15 protein-coding genes and 1 riboswitch are annotated in these 16,350 nt (G+C 69.7%); of the genes, 5 read left to right on the plus strand and 10 right to left on the minus strand.

The annotated features are described in order from the left end of the window. Positions 1-26 precede the first annotated feature (26 nt). Entirely contained in the window at positions 27-380 is a 354-nt protein-coding gene (locus tag DMC64_RS23135; protein ID WP_125735256.1) for a nuclear transport factor 2 family protein, read from the plus strand. Here the strand turns inward: DMC64_RS23135 and DMC64_RS23140 are convergent. Next, the gene (locus tag DMC64_RS23140) at positions 377-883 is read right to left on the minus strand and encodes a PaaI family thioesterase (protein WP_037344940.1); all 507 of its coding nucleotides are present in this window, start codon (positions 881-883) and stop codon (positions 377-379) included. The genes DMC64_RS23135 and DMC64_RS23140 overlap by 4 nt on opposite strands. Positions 884-954: 71 nt before the next feature. Here DMC64_RS23140 and DMC64_RS23145 point away from each other — a divergent pair, with 71 nt between their 5' ends. The 3 genes from DMC64_RS23145 to DMC64_RS23155 are packed head-to-tail and all read left to right on the plus strand — an operon-like array spanning position 955 to position 4,660. Continuing rightward, a complete protein-coding gene (locus DMC64_RS23145) occupies positions 955-1,524 on the plus strand; it encodes a TetR/AcrR family transcriptional regulator (protein WP_233629784.1) in 570 nt (189 codons plus the stop codon). Between the two features lie 44 nt (positions 1,525-1,568). Further along, positions 1,569-2,303: an HAD family phosphatase gene (locus DMC64_RS23150; protein ID WP_125735257.1), complete on the plus strand. Its 735-nt coding sequence runs from the start codon at positions 1,569-1,571 to the stop codon at positions 2,301-2,303. A 56-nt stretch (positions 2,304-2,359) separates the two neighbouring features. After that, positions 2,360-4,660 carry a glycoside hydrolase family 65 protein gene (locus DMC64_RS23155; protein ID WP_125735378.1) on the plus strand — a complete coding sequence of 767 codons (2,301 nt, stop codon included), beginning with the start codon at positions 2,360-2,362 and terminating at the stop codon, positions 4,658-4,660. A gap of 73 nt (positions 4,661-4,733) precedes the next feature. Here DMC64_RS23155 and DMC64_RS23160 read toward each other — a convergent pair whose 3' ends face one another. The 4 genes from DMC64_RS23160 to DMC64_RS23175 form a co-directional block, all read right to left on the minus strand. Beyond that, positions 4,734-4,913: a hypothetical protein gene (locus DMC64_RS23160; RefSeq protein ID WP_037344936.1), complete on the minus strand. Its 180-nt coding sequence runs from the start codon at positions 4,911-4,913 to the stop codon at positions 4,734-4,736. Positions 4,914-4,952: 39 nt separating this feature from the next. Next, positions 4,953-5,909 (minus strand): Ppx/GppA phosphatase family protein, encoded by a 957-nt coding sequence (locus DMC64_RS23165; RefSeq protein ID WP_037344935.1) that lies wholly within the window; start codon positions 5,907-5,909, stop codon positions 4,953-4,955. A gap of 203 nt (positions 5,910-6,112) precedes the next feature. Beyond that, positions 6,113-7,153: an LLM class F420-dependent oxidoreductase gene (locus DMC64_RS23170; protein WP_037344934.1), complete on the minus strand. Its 1,041-nt coding sequence runs from the start codon at positions 7,151-7,153 to the stop codon at positions 6,113-6,115. An 80-nt stretch (positions 7,154-7,233) separates the two neighbouring features. Continuing rightward, on the minus strand, positions 7,234-10,545 hold the full coding sequence (locus DMC64_RS23175) for a DUF885 family protein (RefSeq protein ID WP_125735258.1): 3,312 nt from the start codon (positions 10,543-10,545) through the stop codon (positions 7,234-7,236). A gap of 125 nt (positions 10,546-10,670) precedes the next feature. Here DMC64_RS23175 and DMC64_RS23180 point away from each other — a divergent pair, with 125 nt between their 5' ends. Beyond that, complete coding sequence (locus DMC64_RS23180; RefSeq protein WP_037344931.1) at positions 10,671-11,657, plus strand: AsnC family protein; 987 nt, start codon at positions 10,671-10,673, stop codon at positions 11,655-11,657. A 215-nt stretch (positions 11,658-11,872) separates the two neighbouring features. On the opposite strand, the gene DMC64_RS23185 is transcribed toward DMC64_RS23180, so the two are convergent. From DMC64_RS23185 to DMC64_RS23205, 5 genes are all read right to left on the minus strand, one after another. Further along, a complete protein-coding gene (locus tag DMC64_RS23185; RefSeq protein ID WP_037344930.1) occupies positions 11,873-12,799 on the minus strand; it encodes an RluA family pseudouridine synthase in 927 nt (308 codons plus the stop codon). Next, a complete protein-coding gene (lspA, locus tag DMC64_RS23190) occupies positions 12,796-13,359 on the minus strand; it encodes a signal peptidase II (protein ID WP_125735259.1) in 564 nt (187 codons plus the stop codon). The genes DMC64_RS23185 and lspA overlap by 4 nt, the downstream gene beginning before the upstream one ends. A 24-nt stretch (positions 13,360-13,383) precedes the next feature. Then, on the minus strand, positions 13,384-13,986 hold the full coding sequence (locus DMC64_RS23195; protein WP_125735260.1) for a hypothetical protein: 603 nt from the start codon (positions 13,984-13,986) through the stop codon (positions 13,384-13,386). A 19-nt stretch (positions 13,987-14,005) separates the two neighbouring features. Then, positions 14,006-15,349 (minus strand): aminotransferase class V-fold PLP-dependent enzyme, encoded by a 1,344-nt coding sequence (locus DMC64_RS23200; RefSeq protein ID WP_125735261.1) that lies wholly within the window; start codon positions 15,347-15,349, stop codon positions 14,006-14,008. Positions 15,350-15,381: 32 nt separating this feature from the next. Continuing rightward, positions 15,382-15,496: riboswitch (SAM riboswitch) on the minus strand. Between the two features lie 128 nt (positions 15,497-15,624). Further along, the gene (locus DMC64_RS23205; RefSeq protein ID WP_125735262.1) at positions 15,625-16,308 is read right to left on the minus strand and encodes a M23 family metallopeptidase; all 684 of its coding nucleotides are present in this window, start codon (positions 16,306-16,308) and stop codon (positions 15,625-15,627) included. Between the last annotated feature and the right edge of the window lie 42 nt (positions 16,309-16,350).

A 16,350-nucleotide genomic window follows, 5' to 3' on the forward strand; every position in this document is an offset into this window, starting at 1 on the left:
ATCGACAGCGGGTGCACGCTGTTCCTATGACCACAGCCAAGAAAATCGTCCTCGACTGCTTCGAGAACATGTTCGTGCACAAGGACTTCGTCGCCGCGAGCGCGAACGTGCACCCGGATTTCGTCACCCACAGCCCGGGTTTCCCCTCCGGCCGTGACGCTTTCGTCGAAGCCATGCGGAATTCACCGATGGCGGACGCGGACGTCGCGGTGAAACGCGTGATCGCCGACGACGAGCACGTCGTCGTCCACCTGCACGTCGTCCGGCCGGGCGAGGAACCCGGGGCCGCCGTCGTCGACATCGTCCGCGTGGCGGACGGGCTCATCGTGGAGCACTGGGACGTCAAGCAGCCGGTACCGCCCGGCGCGGAAATGTTCTAGGGCTTGATGATCAGGCAGGTGCTCGACGCCGTCGCGAGCACCTTGCCCTGCCCGTCACGGATGTCGCCCTCGGCGAACGCGACGCGCGAACCGGCCTTCACGATCCAGCCGTGCGCGCGGATCTCGCCCACCGAACCGGAAATCGCGCGCAGGTAGTTCACCTTCAGCTCCACCGAGGTGTAGCCGACACCGGCGGGCAGGGTCGAATGCACCGCGCACGCCACCGCCGAATCCAGCAGGGTCGCCGCGACGCCGCCGTGCACGGTGCCGATCGGGTTGTAGAGCGACTCGTCCGGCGTCGCGGCGATCACGACGTCACCCTCGGCCACGCTCACCCAGCGCATGCCGAAATGCGCCGAGATCGGCGCGGGCGGGATCCGGCCCTCGGCGATGCCGGTCAGGTATTCGAGCCCGGAAAGCTCCCGGCCGAGCCGGGCGGTGGGCAGCGGATCCTGCCAGGTCACGGTCTTCTGCCTGGTCTGTCCGGTGACGTCGATGGTCATGGCTGCCTCCTAAGACGATCGTCCTAGGCTTTCCTAAGACGGTCGTCCTAGTCAAGGACTATGCTGGACACGTGTCCGACACCACCACCCGCGAGCGGATGATCTCGACCGCCATGACGCTCTTCCGCCGTGAGGGCTACCAGGCGACCTCGTGGCGGCGGCTGGTCGAAGAGGCCGGCACGCCGTGGGGGTCGGCGTACCACCACTTCCCCGGCGGCAAGGAGCAACTCGCGGTCGCCGCGATCGAACTCGGCACCGCTGTCGTGGCTAAGACGGTCCGCCGCGCCTTCGAGCGCAACGAGACGGTCGAAGACGCCGTGGCCTGGTGGTATCGCAAGGCGGGTGAGGCACTGGCCGCCGACGACTACCGCGGTGGCTGCCCGCTCGCCACGATCACGCTGGAGATGGCGCACGCCTCCCCCGCGATCACCAAGGCGTGCCAGGACGCGTTCGCCGCCTGGCACAAGCTGCTCGTCGAACTGCTCGGCGAACTGCTCGGCGATGTCGAAGATCCCGAAGACGTCGCGACGGCCATCATGAACAACCTCGAAGGCGCCCTGCTGGTCAGCCGGGTCCACCGGTCGCCGGAACCGCTGGAGCGGGCCGCGCGGCACGTCGCGCTCGTGGTCCGCGCCGCCTGACGAAGCCGAGCGCCCACCGGCGAGCGCGGGTAGCGTTGCCAGGCATGATCGGTCTGCCCGACACCATCACGGCCTGCCTCTTCGACCTCGACGGCGTGCTGACCGGAACCGCGGCCCAGCATCGCGCGGCGTGGAAGCGCACGTTCGACGAGTTCCTGCGCGCCCGCGACGGTGACGCGTTCTCACCGTTCACCGACACCGACTACGCGGCCTACGTCGACGGAAGGCCCAGGGCCGACGGCGTCCGCACCTTCCTCACCTCGCGCGGGATCGAGCTGCCCGAAGGTAACCCCGACGACGACATCGACGCCGCCACCGTCAATGGGGTCGGGAACCGGAAGAATCAGCTGGTGCTGAAGATCATCGAGGAGGAGGGCGTGACGCCGTACCCGGGTTCCGTCCGGTATCTGGAAGCGGCGAAGGCGGCGGGACTGCGCATCGGCGTCGTCACTTCGTCGGCCAACGGCGCCAAGGTGCTCGACGCCGCCGACCTGACCAAGTTCGTCGAAGCGCGGATCGACGGGATCGTGATCGCCGAGAAGAACCTGCGCGGCAAACCGGCGCCCGACTCCTTCCTCGCCGGCGCCGAGGCGTTCGAGGTCGCACCGGCGAACGCGGCCGTCTTCGAGGACGCGCTCGCGGGCGTACAGGCGGGCAAGGACGGTGGTTTCGGTTACGTGGTCGGAGTGAACCGCGCGCACCAGGCGGGCGAACTGCTCGCGCACGGCGCCGACGTCGTGGTGGACGACCTCGCCGAACTCCTGGAGGACCGCAAGTGAGCGAAGCGCTTTTCCGCGGCTACGAGGTCGCGCCCTGGGAGCTGCGCTGGCACGGGATGGACGTCGACGCGTTGCAGCGCACCGAATCGGCGTTCGCGGTGTCCAACGGGCACATCGGCCTGCGCGGGACGCTGGAGGAGGCGGAGCCGCGCGGCCTGCCGGGCACCTACCTGAACGGTTTCTACGAGCAGCACGACCTTCCGTACGCGGAAACGGGTTACGGCTACCCCGAAGAAGGCCAGACCGTCGTCAACGTGACCGACGGCAAGATCCTCCGGCTGCTGGTCGAGGACGAACCGCTCGACATGCGTTATGGCCAGGCCACCGAACACGACCGCGTGCTCGACTTCCGGAAGGGCACCCTCGCGCGCGACACCGTCTGGTCCTCGCCGACCGGGCGCCGCGTCCGGGTGAAGACCGAACGCCTGGTCTCGTTCACCCAGCGCGCCGTCGCCGCGATCCGGTACGAGGTCGAACCGCTCGACGACGATCTCCAGCTGGTGGTGCAGTCGGATCTGCTGGCGAACGAACCCATCGAGTCCGACACGCGCGATCCACGGGTCGCGGCGGCACTCGAATCGCCGCTGGTCGGCGAATATCACCACGCGGAGGCGTATCACGCGGTGCTGGTGCACCAGACCCGGCGATCCGGGCTGCGGATGGCCGCCGCGATGGACCACAAGATCGACGTCTCCGACGGTGTGCGCACGCATATCGAGGCCGAGGACGATCTCGCGCGGCTCACCATCGCCGTCGACGTGCCCAAGGGCGGACGGCTGCGGATCACCAAGTTCCTCGCCTACGGCTGGTCCGCGCAGCGTTCGGTGCCCGCGGTGCGCGCGCAGGTCGAGGCCGCGCTGGCCGGGGCCCGGCAGACCGGCTGGAAGGGACTGCTCGCCGAACAGAAGGAGTTCCTCGACGATTTCTGGGAGACCTCGGACATCGAGATCGACGGCGACCCGGAACTGCAGCAGGCCGTGCGGTTCGCGCTCTTCCATCTCCTGCAGGCCGGGGCCCGCGGTGAGACGAGGGCGTTGGCGGGCAAGGGTTTGACCGGCCCCGGCTACGACGGCCACGCGTTCTGGGACACCGAGACCTTCGTCCTGCCCGTGCTCACCTACAGCATCCCGGACGCCGCCCGCGACGCCCTGCGCTGGCGCCACTCCACTTTGGACAAAGCGCGGGAAAGGGCGGCACAGCTCGGTTTACGCGGCGCCGCGTTCCCCTGGAGGTCCATTAACGGCGCGGAATGCTCGGCGTACTGGCCGGCGGGCACGGCGGCGTTCCACGTCAGCGCGGACATCTCCGACGCCGTCGTGCGGTATCTCAACGCCACCGGCGACGAGGAGTTCATGCGGACCTGTGGCGCCGAACTGCTCCTGGAAACCGCGCGGTTGTGGTTGTCGCTGGGGCACTTCGACCGGCGGGGCCGGTTCCGGATCGACGGGGTGACCGGGCCGGACGAGTACTCCGCGGTGGCGGACAACAACGTCTACACGAATCTGATGGCCCGCCGGAATCTGTTCTACGCCGCCGAAATCGTCGGCCAGCACGCCGACATCGCCCGGCGGTTCGACGTCGGCGACGACGAGGTCGCGTTGTGGCGCAAGGCGGCCGACGCGATGCTGGTGCCCTACGACGAAGACCTCGGCGTCCATCCGCAATCCGAAGGGTTCCTGGAGCACGACGAGTGGGATTTCGCGGCGACGGACCTGGATTTCTACCCGCTGCTGCTGAACTTCCCGTACTTCGACCTGTACCGCAAGCAGGTGGTCAAACAGGCCGATCTGGTGCTCGCGCTGCATCTGTGCGGGGATTCCTTCACCCCTGAGCAGAAAGCGCGCGACTTCGCCTACTACGAGGCGATCACCGTGCGGGATTCCTCGCTGTCCGCGGGAACGCAGGCCGTGGTGGCGGCCGAGGTCGGGCATCTCGAACTGGCCTACGACTACCTCGCCGAGGCGGCGCTCACCGACCTGCACGACGTGCACAACAACGTCCGCAACGGACTGCATCTGGCCTCGCTGGCCGGCGCGTGGCAAGGCACCGTCGCCGGATTCGGCGGGCTGCGCGACCACGGCGGGCGGCTGACCTTCGCGCCGCGACTGCCGCCACAACTGCGGCGGATCGCGTTCCGGCTGACCTTCCGCGGCACCCGGTTCCAGGTCGAGATCGACGGCGAGAACGCGACCTACCACGTGATCACCGGGGAACCGCTGGAACTGGCGCACCACGGCGAGACGTTCACGGTGACCGCCGAGCCGGTTCGCCTGCCGATCCCGGCGATCGATCCGGGTCCGGCGCCGACGCAGCCAGCGGGCCGCGCTCCGGCGAGGCGGCAGCCGAAGGACGCGTGACCCGCGAAATGTCATGAAAGGGCCGTTCAGGACGAAAAATGTCCTGAACGGCCCTTTCATGACACTCGCAAGCTCAGTCCGGGGGTTCGATCGGCGCCTCACCGCCACCCGGCACGTCGTCGACCTCCTTGGTGCCGTGCGGCCCGATGTCCCGGTTGGGCGCGCTCGGCACGTCGGTCTTCGGCTGGATCCCGCGGAGGTCGTCGAGGTCTTCTTCGTCGTCCTGCCCGAAGCTCTTCTTGCTTTCCCTCATGTGTCCGGGGTACCCGCTCGCGGCCGGATGCGCCAGTCCTCAGGCGGCTTTCGCCGGTTTGCCGTCCAGCGTGACCAGCCCGTCGAGCATGCCGAGCAGCAGTCCGTCCCTGGTGGACCACGGGCAGATGGCGACCTGACCACCCGAAAGCGTCAGCAACGCCTCGGCGACGATCGCGCCCGCGAGCGCCTGATGGGACCGCTGGCGCGAAATACCCGGCAGTTCGGCGCGGCGTTTCGCGGGCAGCTTCGCCAGCCGCGGGATCCACGCGCGGAGGTCGTCGAGGTGCAGTTCCCTGGAGCGGGACGGCCGGTCGCCGGCGAGCCGGGCGAGTTGCCGCAGCACCTTGGAGCAGCCGACGGCGTGATGGTCGCGGATCTGCGGCAGGACGTCCCGCATCGCGTCGCTGACCTCGTCGAGCACGTGTTCCCGCATCGCCCGCACGACCTTGGGCGACGGGCATTCGGTGCTGAACCAGTCCCGGGTCAGCGAGCGCGCGCCGAGCGGCAGGGAGTGCGCGAACCCGGCTTCCTCGGCGTCCCCCGCGGCGAGTTCGACGGTCCCGCCGCCGATGTCGAGCACGAGCAGCCGTCCGGCGGAAGCGCCGTACCAGCGGCGCGCGCCGACGTACGCCAATTCCGCCTCGCGGCGGCCGGTGAGGAAGCGCAGTTTGACCCCGGTCGCCTTCGCGACGTCGCAGACGACCTGCTTCACGTTGGTCGCGTCGCGGATCGACGACGTGGCGAGCGGGTACACGTCCTCGACGCCGTGCTTGGCGGCCATGGTCATCCCCGCCTCGACCGCGGAGGAGACCGCGTCGATGCCGCGCCGGGTCAGGTTCCCGTCATCGTCGAGTTCCCGGTCCAGCCGCAGCCGCGTCTGGTGGCTCAGCACGGGGTCGAGCGGCGAACCACCCTTGGCCAGGACCACCAGCCGTGCACTGAACGACCCGACGTCCAGGACCGCGGCGGACGGCTCGCCGATCTGCTTGCGCACGCGAGGCACCTCACCTTCGTCGCGAACGGATTCCCCCGAGGTCTCGCTTTCACTCCTGATAATGGCGGATTTCCCCGCCGTTCAGGCGTGATTCACGTTCTCTTTCCACCGGGAGGCCGTTTTTTGACCACGAAGGGGGTACACCGGCGCAGGTCAAGTATACCGTATCGATACAGGTGAGAGGTTCGCCTCCCCCTGCGCGCCTAATCGATGAGTTCGCGCAGCTTCGAAACCTGCGCCACGCGGGCCTCACGGCCGGGCAGCAGCGGGTTGACCACCAGCGTGGTCGCACCGGCCTCGCGGAAGGCCGCCAGCCGCTCCTTGACGTAACCCTCGGGACCGATCAGCGAGATCGCCCTGATCAGTTCCTTCGGCACCGCCGCCGCGGCTTCCTCCTTCTTTCCGTCCAGATAAAGGTCCTGGATGAGCTTCGCCTCGGCCTCGTAGCCGTACCGCTGGGCGAGACTGTTGTAGAAGTTCTTGCCGCGCGCGCCCATGCCGCCGATGTAGAGCGCCAGCATGCCGCGAAGGTGGTCCAGCATCCCTTCGACGTCGTCACCGATCGCCAGCGCTGTGCCGACGAAGGTGTCCAGCTCGCCCAGCGACGGGTCGCGCTTCGCCTTGCCCTCCGCCAGCGACGCGCCCCAGACGTCGGCGGCCTTCTCAGGGTGGAAGAAGATCGGCTCCCAGCCTTCGGCGAGTTCGGCGGTGAGCGCGACGTTCTTCGGGCCGATGGACGCCAGCAGGATCGGGATCCGCTCGCGCACCGGGTGGTTGATCAGCTTCAGCGGTTTGCCGAGCCCCGTGCCCTGCTCGGGTGGCAGCGGGATCGAGTAGTGCGTACCGGAGTGCACCACCTTCTCCCGCCGCCACACCTGACGGCAGATGTCGATGATCTCGCGCGTGCGCCCGAGCGGCGCGTCGTACTTCACGCCGTGGAAACCCTCGATGACCTGCGGACCCGAGGCGCCGATGCCGAGCGTGAACCGGCCGTCGGACACGAAGTCGAGCCCGGCGGCGGTCATCGCGGTCAGCGTCGGCGTCCGCGTGTAGATCTGGAAGATGCCCGACGCGATCTGGACTCGATCGGTCTTCGCCGCGACGTAGCCGAGCTGGCTGACCGCGTCGAACGAATAGGCCTCGGGGACGAAGACGATGTCCAGTCCGGCCTTCTCCAGTTCGACGATGTCGGCCACGCTCTCGGCGAACCCGCCGGCGTAGCTGATCGCGGTCCCGATCCTCATCCGCATCTCCTCATCGAGTTACTGAGCGCTCGCTTAGCGACAGTATGCGCCGGGAGCACGCACTTCGCCTGTGTTCCGGCTCACTGCGCGGCCACCCACGCCTTCACCACGTCGTCCAGGACCCGCAGCGGCAGGATGCCGTTGCCCAGCACGACCTCGTGGAAGCCCTTGATGTCGAACCGGTCGCCCAGGGCGGCCTCGGCCTCGGCGCGGATCCGCTCGATCTCCAGCCGTCCCACCATGTACGACAGCGCCTGCCCCGGAACGGCGGCGTAGCGGTCGATCTCGGCCTCGATCTCCACCCTGGCCATCGGAGTGTTCTCGGCCAGGTAGTCGACGGCCTGCTGACGGCTCCAACCGAGCGCGTGCATCCCGGTGTCGACCACCAGCCGTCCGGCGCGCATCGAATCCTGGGTGAGCATGCCGAACCTGGTCAGGTCGCTGGAGTACAGGCCCATCTCGTCGGCGAGGCGCTCGGAGTAGAGACCCCAGCCTTCGACGTAGGCGTTGACGTCGGCGTGCCCGCGCAACATCGGCAGGCCCTTGAGCTTGTGCGCGATGCAGATCTGGAAGTGGTGCCCCGGAACGGCTTCGTGGAAGGCGATCGCCTCGCTCGTGTGCTTCGGGCGCTGTTCGGCCTCGTAGGTGTTCGCGTAGTAGGTGCCCGGCCGCGAACCATCGAGCGACGCCTCGATGTAGTACGCCAGCGTGCCGCCGGGCGCCTCCGCGGGCGGCACCGGCTCGACCTCGCACCGTTCCTCGGGAACGGTCGAGAACCACTCCGGCGCGACGGCTTCGGCACGCAGGATGGCGTCACGCGCGGCGGTGAGCAGCTCGTCGCCGTCTCGCCAGCGCAGCGCCGGGTCGGTACGCAGGCGCTCGAAGATCTCGTCGAGATCCTTGGTACCGAAGATCTTCTCGCCCAGCTCGCGATACTGGTCGGCCAGTTTCGCGATCATGTCGAGGCCGGTGTCGTGCAGATCCCGCGCCGTACGCTCGGTGGACGTGTGCGCCCGGATCAGCGCGGCGTACTTCTCCTGCCCGCCGGGAAGCGCGCAGAGCCCCGGCTCCTTTTCGGACTTCGCCACGGGACGCAGTTCGGTGGCGAGGAAGTCGCGATACCGGGTGTAGGCGGGCCGGACGACTTCGGCCAGCAGCCGGTCCCGTTCGGTCTCGTAGCCCTCCACGGAAACGGACGCGGTGAGCGCCAGCGGATCGCCCGCCTCGTCGCCGAGATAGCGCTCCACGTAAGCGATCCCCCCTTCGACGAGGAAGTCGGGCGGGACCAGCCCGTCGGCCGCGGCCGCGCGCTGGCGCACGATCAGGGCGTCCAGGTAGGCGCCGAGACGTTCCAGCCGCTTCAGGTAACCGCGGACCTTCTCCTCGTCGGTCAGCGACAGCACCGCGAGTTCGTTGAGCAGGAACAACGCGGGCGAGGCCAGCCCGTCGCTGACCGAGAACTCCGCAGCGCGCGAATCGATGACGTCGACCATCGCCCTCGCCTGCTGGATCACGACCTCGCGGGTGACCGCCTCGGCCGGGGAAAGTCCATCGGTGGCAAGGGCTTCGGCCCGCTCGGCGATGGCGACCGCCGACGCGCGCTGAGCGGCCGCGGCCTCCGCGCTCGGGTCCGGCAGAGCGCCTTCGTCGCCGGGGAGGCCGAGCAGGGAGCGCCACAGCGGAAGTTCCTCGAACTTGAGCTCCATCAGCTCCTCGGCGAGGCCGTTCGGGGTGTCGCCGTGGCCCTTCACCCAGTCGCGGACCACGCCGTCCAGCACCGAAAGCGGCAGCGAACCGCCGCCGAGCACGACGTCGTGGAACGCCTTGATGTCGAAGCGGCTGCCCAGCGTCAGCTCGGCCGCGGCGCGGATGCGCTGGATCTCCAGCCGTCCCACCATGTACGACAGCGCCTGGCCGGGGAAGGCGATGTACCGGTCCACTTCGGACTCGATCTCCACGAGTGCCATCGGCGTGTTCTCGGTGAGGAAGTCGATGGCCTGGCGGCGGCTCCAGCCCAGGGCGTGCAGCCCGGTGTCGACGACCAGCCGTCCGGCGCGCATCGAATCCATGGTCAGCATGCCGAGCTTCGCGACGTCGTCGGAGTACAGGCCCATCTCGTCGGCGAGGCGCTCGGTGTACAGGCCCCAGCCCTCGGCGTACGCGGTGAAGTCACCGATACGGCGCAGCAACGGGAGCTCGGTGAGGCCCTGCGCGAGGCTCAGCTGGAAGTGGTGGCCGGGGATGGCCTCGTGGAAGGCCGTCGCCTCGGCCGCGTGCCGGAACCGCTCCTCCGCCTTGTGGGTGTTGGCGAAGTAGATGCCGGGGCGGGAGCCGTCGACCGCGGGCCACATGTAGTACGCGGCGGGCGCGCCGGGCGCGGATTCGGCGGGGACCGCCTCGACCGTCCACGGCTGCGGCGGGATCCGGCCGAACCAGTTCGGCGCCTCGGCCTCGGCCCTGGTGATGGCCGCGCGGGCCGAGTCGAGCATCTCGTCGGCACTGGACCAGCGCAGGTCCGGGTCGGTGCGGAGCTTGGTGAAGATCTCCTGGAGGTCGCTGGTGCCGAACACCCGGGAGCCGTACTCGCGGTACTCGCCGGCGAGGCCCGCGATCACGTCGAGACCGGTCTGGTGCAGCTCACGCGGGGTGCGGACGGTCGTGGTGTGCATCTCGGCGAGCAGCGCGTAGAGGCGCTCGCCGTCGGGCAGCCAGCAGACGCCGGGCTTGTCCTCGGGACGGCCGTGCGGCGCGATCTCCTTCGCCAGCACCTCCCGGTACTCGGCGATCGCGGGACGGACGGTGTCGCGCAGCAGGTCGGCGCGGCGGGTCTCGAAGTCCTCGTTCGGCGCGGGCTGGCGCAGCAGCGGGTCGGCCGAGGGCTCGGCGAGGTGGCGGTCGAGGTACGCGACGGCGGCGTCGACCAGGTAGGCGACCGGGACCAGGCCGCGGGCGACGCCGTCCCGGTGCCGCTGCGCGGCCTGCCGCAGGTACTCCGGGATCGCGGCGATCCGCCCGAGATGGGCCTCCGCCTGCGCGTCCGTGCCGACCGACATCATCGGCAGCACGGTGAGCACCTCGGCGGCGGGCGAGATGAACAGGTCACTGATGGTGAACTCGACGAACCGCGAGTCCAGCAGGGCGATCCTCGCCCGCGCCATCGCGATCAGGACGTCACGGGTGGTCTTCTCCTCCGCGCTCAAACCGTCGGTGGCGAGTGCCTCGGCCCGCTCGGCGAGCCCGGCCAGCCGCGCGCGGAAAGCGTCCCCCGCGGCCTCGCTGAGATCGGTGAGCCCGGTCGATTCCGGACGGAAGCCCTGCAAAGCGGGCATGACCGGCTCGGCGTCGAAGAGGGCTTCGACGAACTCGTCGGCGAGGGCGGAGACTTCGCTCATGTTTTCTTTCCCCAGTGGTCGATGGAGGCGGTATCCCCGACCCTAATGGAGAGCGAGTACTACCGAAGCCGGGATTTGCGGCCTCTCCCCGCGGCGCCGGAGGCGAGACGGTAGCGTTCCCCGACGTGGCCGTGACCGATCCCGTGGACATCCGCCTGCTCGCCGCCCTCGCGGACCTGGGCAAGGCGGCCGTACACGAACTCGCGGCGAAGGTCGGGATGGATCCGCGCGAGGTCGCGTACCGCCTGGTCGCCCTCTCGGGCAGCGGGTTGCCCCTGCTCGTGGGCGTGGAGAGCGACCCGAACGGGCTACGCTCCGCCATCGCCGGCTCGCCGCCCTCCTGGGCCCAGCAGCCCCCTCAACAACCCCAGCGTCCGCCGGGGCACTCCGGGCCGCACAACATCCAGGGCACTCCCTCGGGGCCGTACAACGTCCAGGGGACGCCTTCGGGCGCGTACAACGTGCACGGCACGCCTTCGGGCCGCTACCCCGGCCCGCCGTCGGCTCCGGTCCGCCAGCCGATGGCGCCGCCGCAGCCCCCGCCGCGTCCGCCCGCGCCACCGCAGCAACAGTTCGCCCCGCCGCCGGTGGCGCCCGTCGACCCGGTGATGAGCACCTGGGGTGTCCCCCAGACCGCGTCCTGGGCGCGCGGCGACGAGCAGCAGGTCACCCCGCAGGCCGCCCCGGAGGGCAAGAAGGGCCGGACCGGCGACGTGATGGAGACCCAGGGCCTGGAGGGCGAGCAGCTCACCGTCCAGTTGCTCGAGGTCCAGGACCCGGCGGACTACCTGTTCAGCGCGGCGGGCTACTCGCTGGAGGCCGGGGAACGGTCGGTCGTGGTGCACACCGAGATCACCAACCGCGGGAACATCCCGTTCGTGTCGCTTCCGGACAACTACCTCGAACTGCTCACCGCGGACGGCAAGCCGATCGCGAAGGCGCCGGTCTCCCTGACGTCGCGGCCGCCGCACAAGATCGGCGTCCGGCCCGGCGAGACGCTCGGCGGGCACACCGTCTACGTGCTGCCGGACGCCACCCGCGTGGTCGCCGTGCGCTGGTCGCCGCGGCCGGAGCCCGACGAGCGCACGCTGACCTGGTCGATCGAGGACTAGCGCGTCCCCTGTACGCATTCAGAGGACTAAATGCGGCTCGTCTCGACGTGCGCGTGAAGGGCCCCTTCACGCGGCTGAGCCGAGGAAACTCGCCCTTCGCGGCTGCCCAGATGTCATGAAAGGGCCGTTCAGGACACATTTCGTCCTGAACGGCCCTTTCATGACATCCGGTACCCCCTCAAGCCCGCATTCAGAGGACTAAATGCGGAAGGGGGCTAGTTCTCGTCCTGCAGGATCCGCAGCGCGTTCGCCAGGTCGTCCGGGTACTCCGACTCGAACTCGACCCAGCGCCCGTCGGCCGGGTGTGCGAAGGCGAGCGTCTTCGCGTGCAGCCACTGCCGCGAAAGCCCGAGCTTGCGCGCCAGCACGGGGTCGGCGCCATAGGTCAGGTCGCCGACGCACGGATGCTTGAGCGCCGAGAAGTGCACGCGGATCTGGTGCGTGCGGCCGGTCTCCAGCTTGATCTGCGCCAGCGACGCGGCACGGAAGGCCTCGACGACCTCGTAGTGCGTGACGCTGGGCCGCCCGCCCTGGACGACGGCGAACTTGTAGTCGTGCCGGGGGTGCCGGTCGATCGGCGCGTCGATGGTGCCGCGAGTCGGGTCCGGGTGGCCCTGGACGATGGCGTGGTAGCCCTTGTCGACGGTGCGTTCCTTGAACGCCCGCTTCAGCACGGTGTACGCGTGCTCGCTCTTCGCCACGACCATCACCCCGGTGGTGCCGGCGTCCAGCCGGTGCACGACGCCCTGGCGTTCGGCCGCGCCGGAGGTCGCGATCCGCAGCCCGGCGGCGGCGAGCCCGCCGACGACGGTCGGCCCGGTCCAGCCGGGACTCGGGTGCACGGCGACGCCGACCGGCTTCGAGATCACCACGATGTCGTCATCGTCGTGCAGGATCTTCATACCCTCGACGGGTTCCGCGACGACCTCGACGGCCGAGGCCGGATCGGGCAGCGTCACTTCGAGCAGTCCGCCGGCGGTCAGCCGGTCCGACTTCCCGGCGGGCTTGCCGTCGAGGTAGATCTCGCCGGATTCGGCCAGTTCCGCCACGACGGTGCGGGAAAGTCCCAGCAGCTTGGCCAGCCCCGCGTCGACGCGCATTCCGTCGAGCCCGTCGGGGACGGGCAGCATGCGCGCGCTCATTCGGTCGCCGCCTTCTTCTTGTCCTTTGTGGATGTTCCGTCGTAGTCCTTGCCCAGCAAGGAAAGGATCACGATGAGCACGCCGCCGACGCAGATCGCGGAGTCGGCGACGTTGAAGATCGCCCAGCCCTGCCCGTTCGGCGCGAAGGCGGAGATCATGTCGACCACGTGCCCCCGCAGCGGGCCGGGGGCGCGGAAGATCCGGTCGGTCAGGTTGCCGAGCGCGCCGGCCAGCACCAGGCCGAGGCCGATCGCCCAGCCGACCGAGCGCAGCCGCCGCGACAGCCAGACGATGGCGATCACGACGGCGATCGCGACCAGCGCGAGCACCCAGGTCAGCCCGGTCGCCATCGAGAAGGCGGCACCGGGGTTGCGCACCAGCTGGAAGTACACGAGCCCGCCGAGGAACTCGACCGGCTGCTCGCCCTCCAGCGTGGACACGGCGATCTGCTTGGTGAGGAGGTCGATCCCCCACAGCACCGCGGCGACGACGAACACCACGGCGACGCGCTTCTTGGGCAGCGGCGGCGATGGCGGCGCGGTTTCGGGCTCTGTACTCACTCCCCTATTGTCCACTGAGCGTGTTCAGGCCTCCCCGGCGGCCGTCTTCGGCCTGCTCAGCAGGGCCGCGAACGCCCCGGCGAGCGCCACCAGCGACGACAGCACCAGCGCGAGCTGTCCGTGCGCGGGCACGACCGCGCAGAGCACGAACGCCGCGGCGACGACCAGCACCAGCGCGCTGCGTTCCAGCCAGGCCAGCAGCACCAGGCCGATCGTCAGCAGGAGCGCGCTCCGGGTATCGCCGTCGAGGTCGAATTCCCAGTAACCGACCAGGTCGGCCAGCGCGATGGCGACCAGACCGCCGAGCGCGATCGCGGCGACCTTCCACCACGGCATGGTCTTCGTCCGAAGGGCGTAGAACAGCACCGTGCCGAGGTAGGCCGCGAACACGGCGAACAGCCAGCCGTCGTTCCGGCCTGCGATGTCGAACGACGTGTCCAGCGCGGCCGCGGTTTCGCGGCTCATCTCGACGCCGTGCAAGCTCACGTACCCGAACGAATGTCGTTCACCGGCGGGCGCGTAGGCGAACCATCCCCCGGACCACATCCCGCCGAAAGCCACCACGGCCAGCTGGGCGAATCCCAGCAGCGCCAGCGGAAACCAGTAACGCGGTCGCTCGTTCCCCATGCGGGGTGAGGGTAGTGGCTCAGGCGCAGAACGGGGGCAGTTCGCGCGGATCGTTTTCCGGCACCCAGCGGCCTTCCGGCTTCTCGTACTGCCAGCGCGCGCCGCGGGCGACGATCTGGCGCAGCGCCAGGACGATCCGGTCCACGTGTTCGGTGGTGCTGCCGAGGCCGAGGCTCACGCGCACGGCCTGCTGGCCCGTCGAACCGGCGACGGCGATCAGCCGTTTGGTCGCCACGTGCGCGCAGAACGCGCCGTCCCGCACGCCGATGCCGTACTCCGCGGACAGGACCGCGGCGAGCCAGCCGGGTTCGAACCCGTCGACGACGAAGCTGAGCGTGCCGACCCGGTCGACCGGAGCGTCGAACAAGCGCAGTTCGGCGAAGCCGGGGATGGCGGCGAGGCCACGACGCAGCCGCGCCAGCAGTTCCTCTTCGTGGGCGACGATGCCGTCCCAGTTCGCGGCCAGCGTCTCGCAGGCGACGCCGAGCGCGTAGACGCCGACAGTGTTGGGGGAACCGGCTTCGTGCCGCTCAGGTCCGGAATTCCAGACCACGGAGTCACGGCTGACGAGCTTCGTCGCGCCGCCGCCGGCGAGGTACGGCTGGGCCGCGCGCAGCCAGTCCGCGCGGCCGATCAGCGCGCCGGCACCGAAAGGCGCGTACAGCTTGTGTCCCGACAGCGCGACGTAGTCGACGTCCAGTTCGCGCACCGAGATCTTCCGGTGCGGCGCGAGCTGCGCCGCGTCGAGCGCGATCCGGGCGCCGTGCCGCCGCGCGACGGCCGCGATCTCCTTGACCGGCAACAGTTCCCCGGTCACGTTGGACGCGCCGGTGAGCACCACCAGCCGCGGCCCCTGCGGGCAGTCCGCGAGCGCTTCGTCCACAGCGGACACCGCGGCGAGGCGGGTACGCGGCGTCTCGACCCGGCGGACGTTCGGTCCCTTCCACGGCAGCAGCGCGGCGTGGTGCTCGGTGTCGAACACGACGACCGACGTGTGCTTCGGCAGGCTGCGCGCGAGAAGGTTGAAGGAATCGGTGGTGTTGCGGGTGAACACGACGGTGTCGGTCGATCGCGCGTCGACGAAGTCCCGCAGGATTCCGCGGGTGCGCTCGTAGAGCTTGGTGGAGACCTGCGAGGCGAACCCGGCCCCGCGGTGCACGCTGGCGTACCAGGGCAGGAACTCGTCGACCGCGGCCCGCACCTTGTCCAGACACGGGGCGCTCGCCGCGTGGTCGAGGTTGGCGTAACCGATGTCGCCGCCGGTGACCAGCGGAACCCGCAGATCGGCGCAGGCGACCGCCGGGATTTCGTGCGTGACAACGGTTTCAGCAGGGGTGCTGGTGCGTTCGAGAGCGAGGGTCATCGTCATCCTCCGGGCCAGGGGACCCGACGAGGATCCCGCGCTTGCCCGTCGCACCACGCGACGAGCCAGGTCCTCACCCGGGGCACCCCACCGCGGTAGGAGGGTTGCCGGTCAGCTAGCCGGGGCTTGACGCTGACACTCGTGACCTACGGACGAAGTTAGCGGATGGGCGGGCGATCGAGCCAGCCCTCGTCCGCATCTTGAGACGCCGCTCACGTGTCCCGCGAGCGGGAAACACCGCTGCCCGGCGCCGCGCCGCGCCGGGCAACGGCAGGTCAGACCCGGAATCGGCCGGGCAGTCCGATAGTCGCGCGGGAGGAGAGTTCGGTCGCGGTACCCGAGTACTGATCGGTGCCCGCGGTGAACTGCCAGCCGCCGAAGGTCTTGCCGTCGACCGCCTCGCCGTAGGCCGCGGCGACCGTGGTCGAGACCTCGTCGTAGGACTTGCCGTTCCAGTTGCCGGCGCCGACCCCGAAGTCGCGCGAGTCGCCGCCCTGCGCGGCGGCAGTGGGCAGGGTCCACAAGGTGAAGTGCACGTGGGCGCCGGTGCTGCTGCCACCGCAGGGCAGCGCGTTGCCGGTCCGGCCGAGTGCGTCGCCGGGGACGACCTTCTGGCCGTCGGTGACCGAAATGTTCTCCATGTGGTAGTACCCGGTGCGCCAGCCGCCGTCGTGGTCGACGGTCACCCAGTCGCCGCCGGAGCAGTGCTGGATCCGGACGGTGCCCGCCAGCGGGGCGCGAACGGTCTTGTCGCCGGGGCTGAAGTCGATGGCGTTCTTCACGCCGGAGTTCCCGTTGTCCGAGTGGATCCCCGCCGAGTAGACCGATTGGCCCGTCTCGAAGGGCAGTCCGAACGCGGGGAAGGCACCGGCCGCCGTGGCCGTCGGGGCGGAGAGAACCACTCCGACGAGTGCCACCGCGGCCCCCAGACCGGCGAACCGCGCAGGAAGTTTCGTCACCTTGCGTACTCCTTACCCCGTGACACTCACCCATTCGATGGA

This window comes from Amycolatopsis sp. WAC 04197 (assembly GCF_003947475.1).
GTDB lineage: Bacteria > Actinomycetota > Actinomycetes > Mycobacteriales > Pseudonocardiaceae > Amycolatopsis > Amycolatopsis japonica.

Excerpts from the sequence above, each read along its gene's own strand:
- DMC64_RS23160 (WP_037344936.1), bottom strand. The coding sequence starts at position 4,913 with ATGAGGGAAAGCAAGAAGAGCTTCGGGCAGGACGACGAAGAAGACCTC.
- DMC64_RS23195 (WP_125735260.1), bottom strand. The coding sequence starts at position 13,986 with ATGGGGAACGAGCGACCGCGTTACTGGTTTCCGCTGGCGCTGCTGGGA.
- DMC64_RS23135 (WP_125735256.1), top strand. The coding sequence starts at position 27 with ATGACCACAGCCAAGAAAATCGTCCTCGACTGCTTCGAGAACATGTTC.
- DMC64_RS23185 (WP_037344930.1), bottom strand. The coding sequence starts at position 12,799 with ATGAGCGCGCGCATGCTGCCCGTCCCCGACGGGCTCGACGGAATGCGC.
- DMC64_RS23170 (WP_037344934.1), bottom strand. The coding sequence starts at position 7,153 with ATGAGGATCGGGACCGCGATCAGCTACGCCGGCGGGTTCGCCGAGAGC.
- DMC64_RS23140 (WP_037344940.1), bottom strand. The coding sequence starts at position 883 with ATGACCATCGACGTCACCGGACAGACCAGGCAGAAGACCGTGACCTGG.
- DMC64_RS23175 (WP_125735258.1), bottom strand. The coding sequence starts at position 10,545 with ATGAGCGAAGTCTCCGCCCTCGCCGACGAGTTCGTCGAAGCCCTCTTC.
- DMC64_RS23150 (WP_125735257.1), top strand. The coding sequence starts at position 1,569 with ATGATCGGTCTGCCCGACACCATCACGGCCTGCCTCTTCGACCTCGAC.
- DMC64_RS23200 (WP_125735261.1), bottom strand. The coding sequence starts at position 15,349 with ATGACCCTCGCTCTCGAACGCACCAGCACCCCTGCTGAAACCGTTGTC.
- DMC64_RS23155 (WP_125735378.1), top strand. The coding sequence starts at position 2,360 with ATGGACGTCGACGCGTTGCAGCGCACCGAATCGGCGTTCGCGGTGTCC.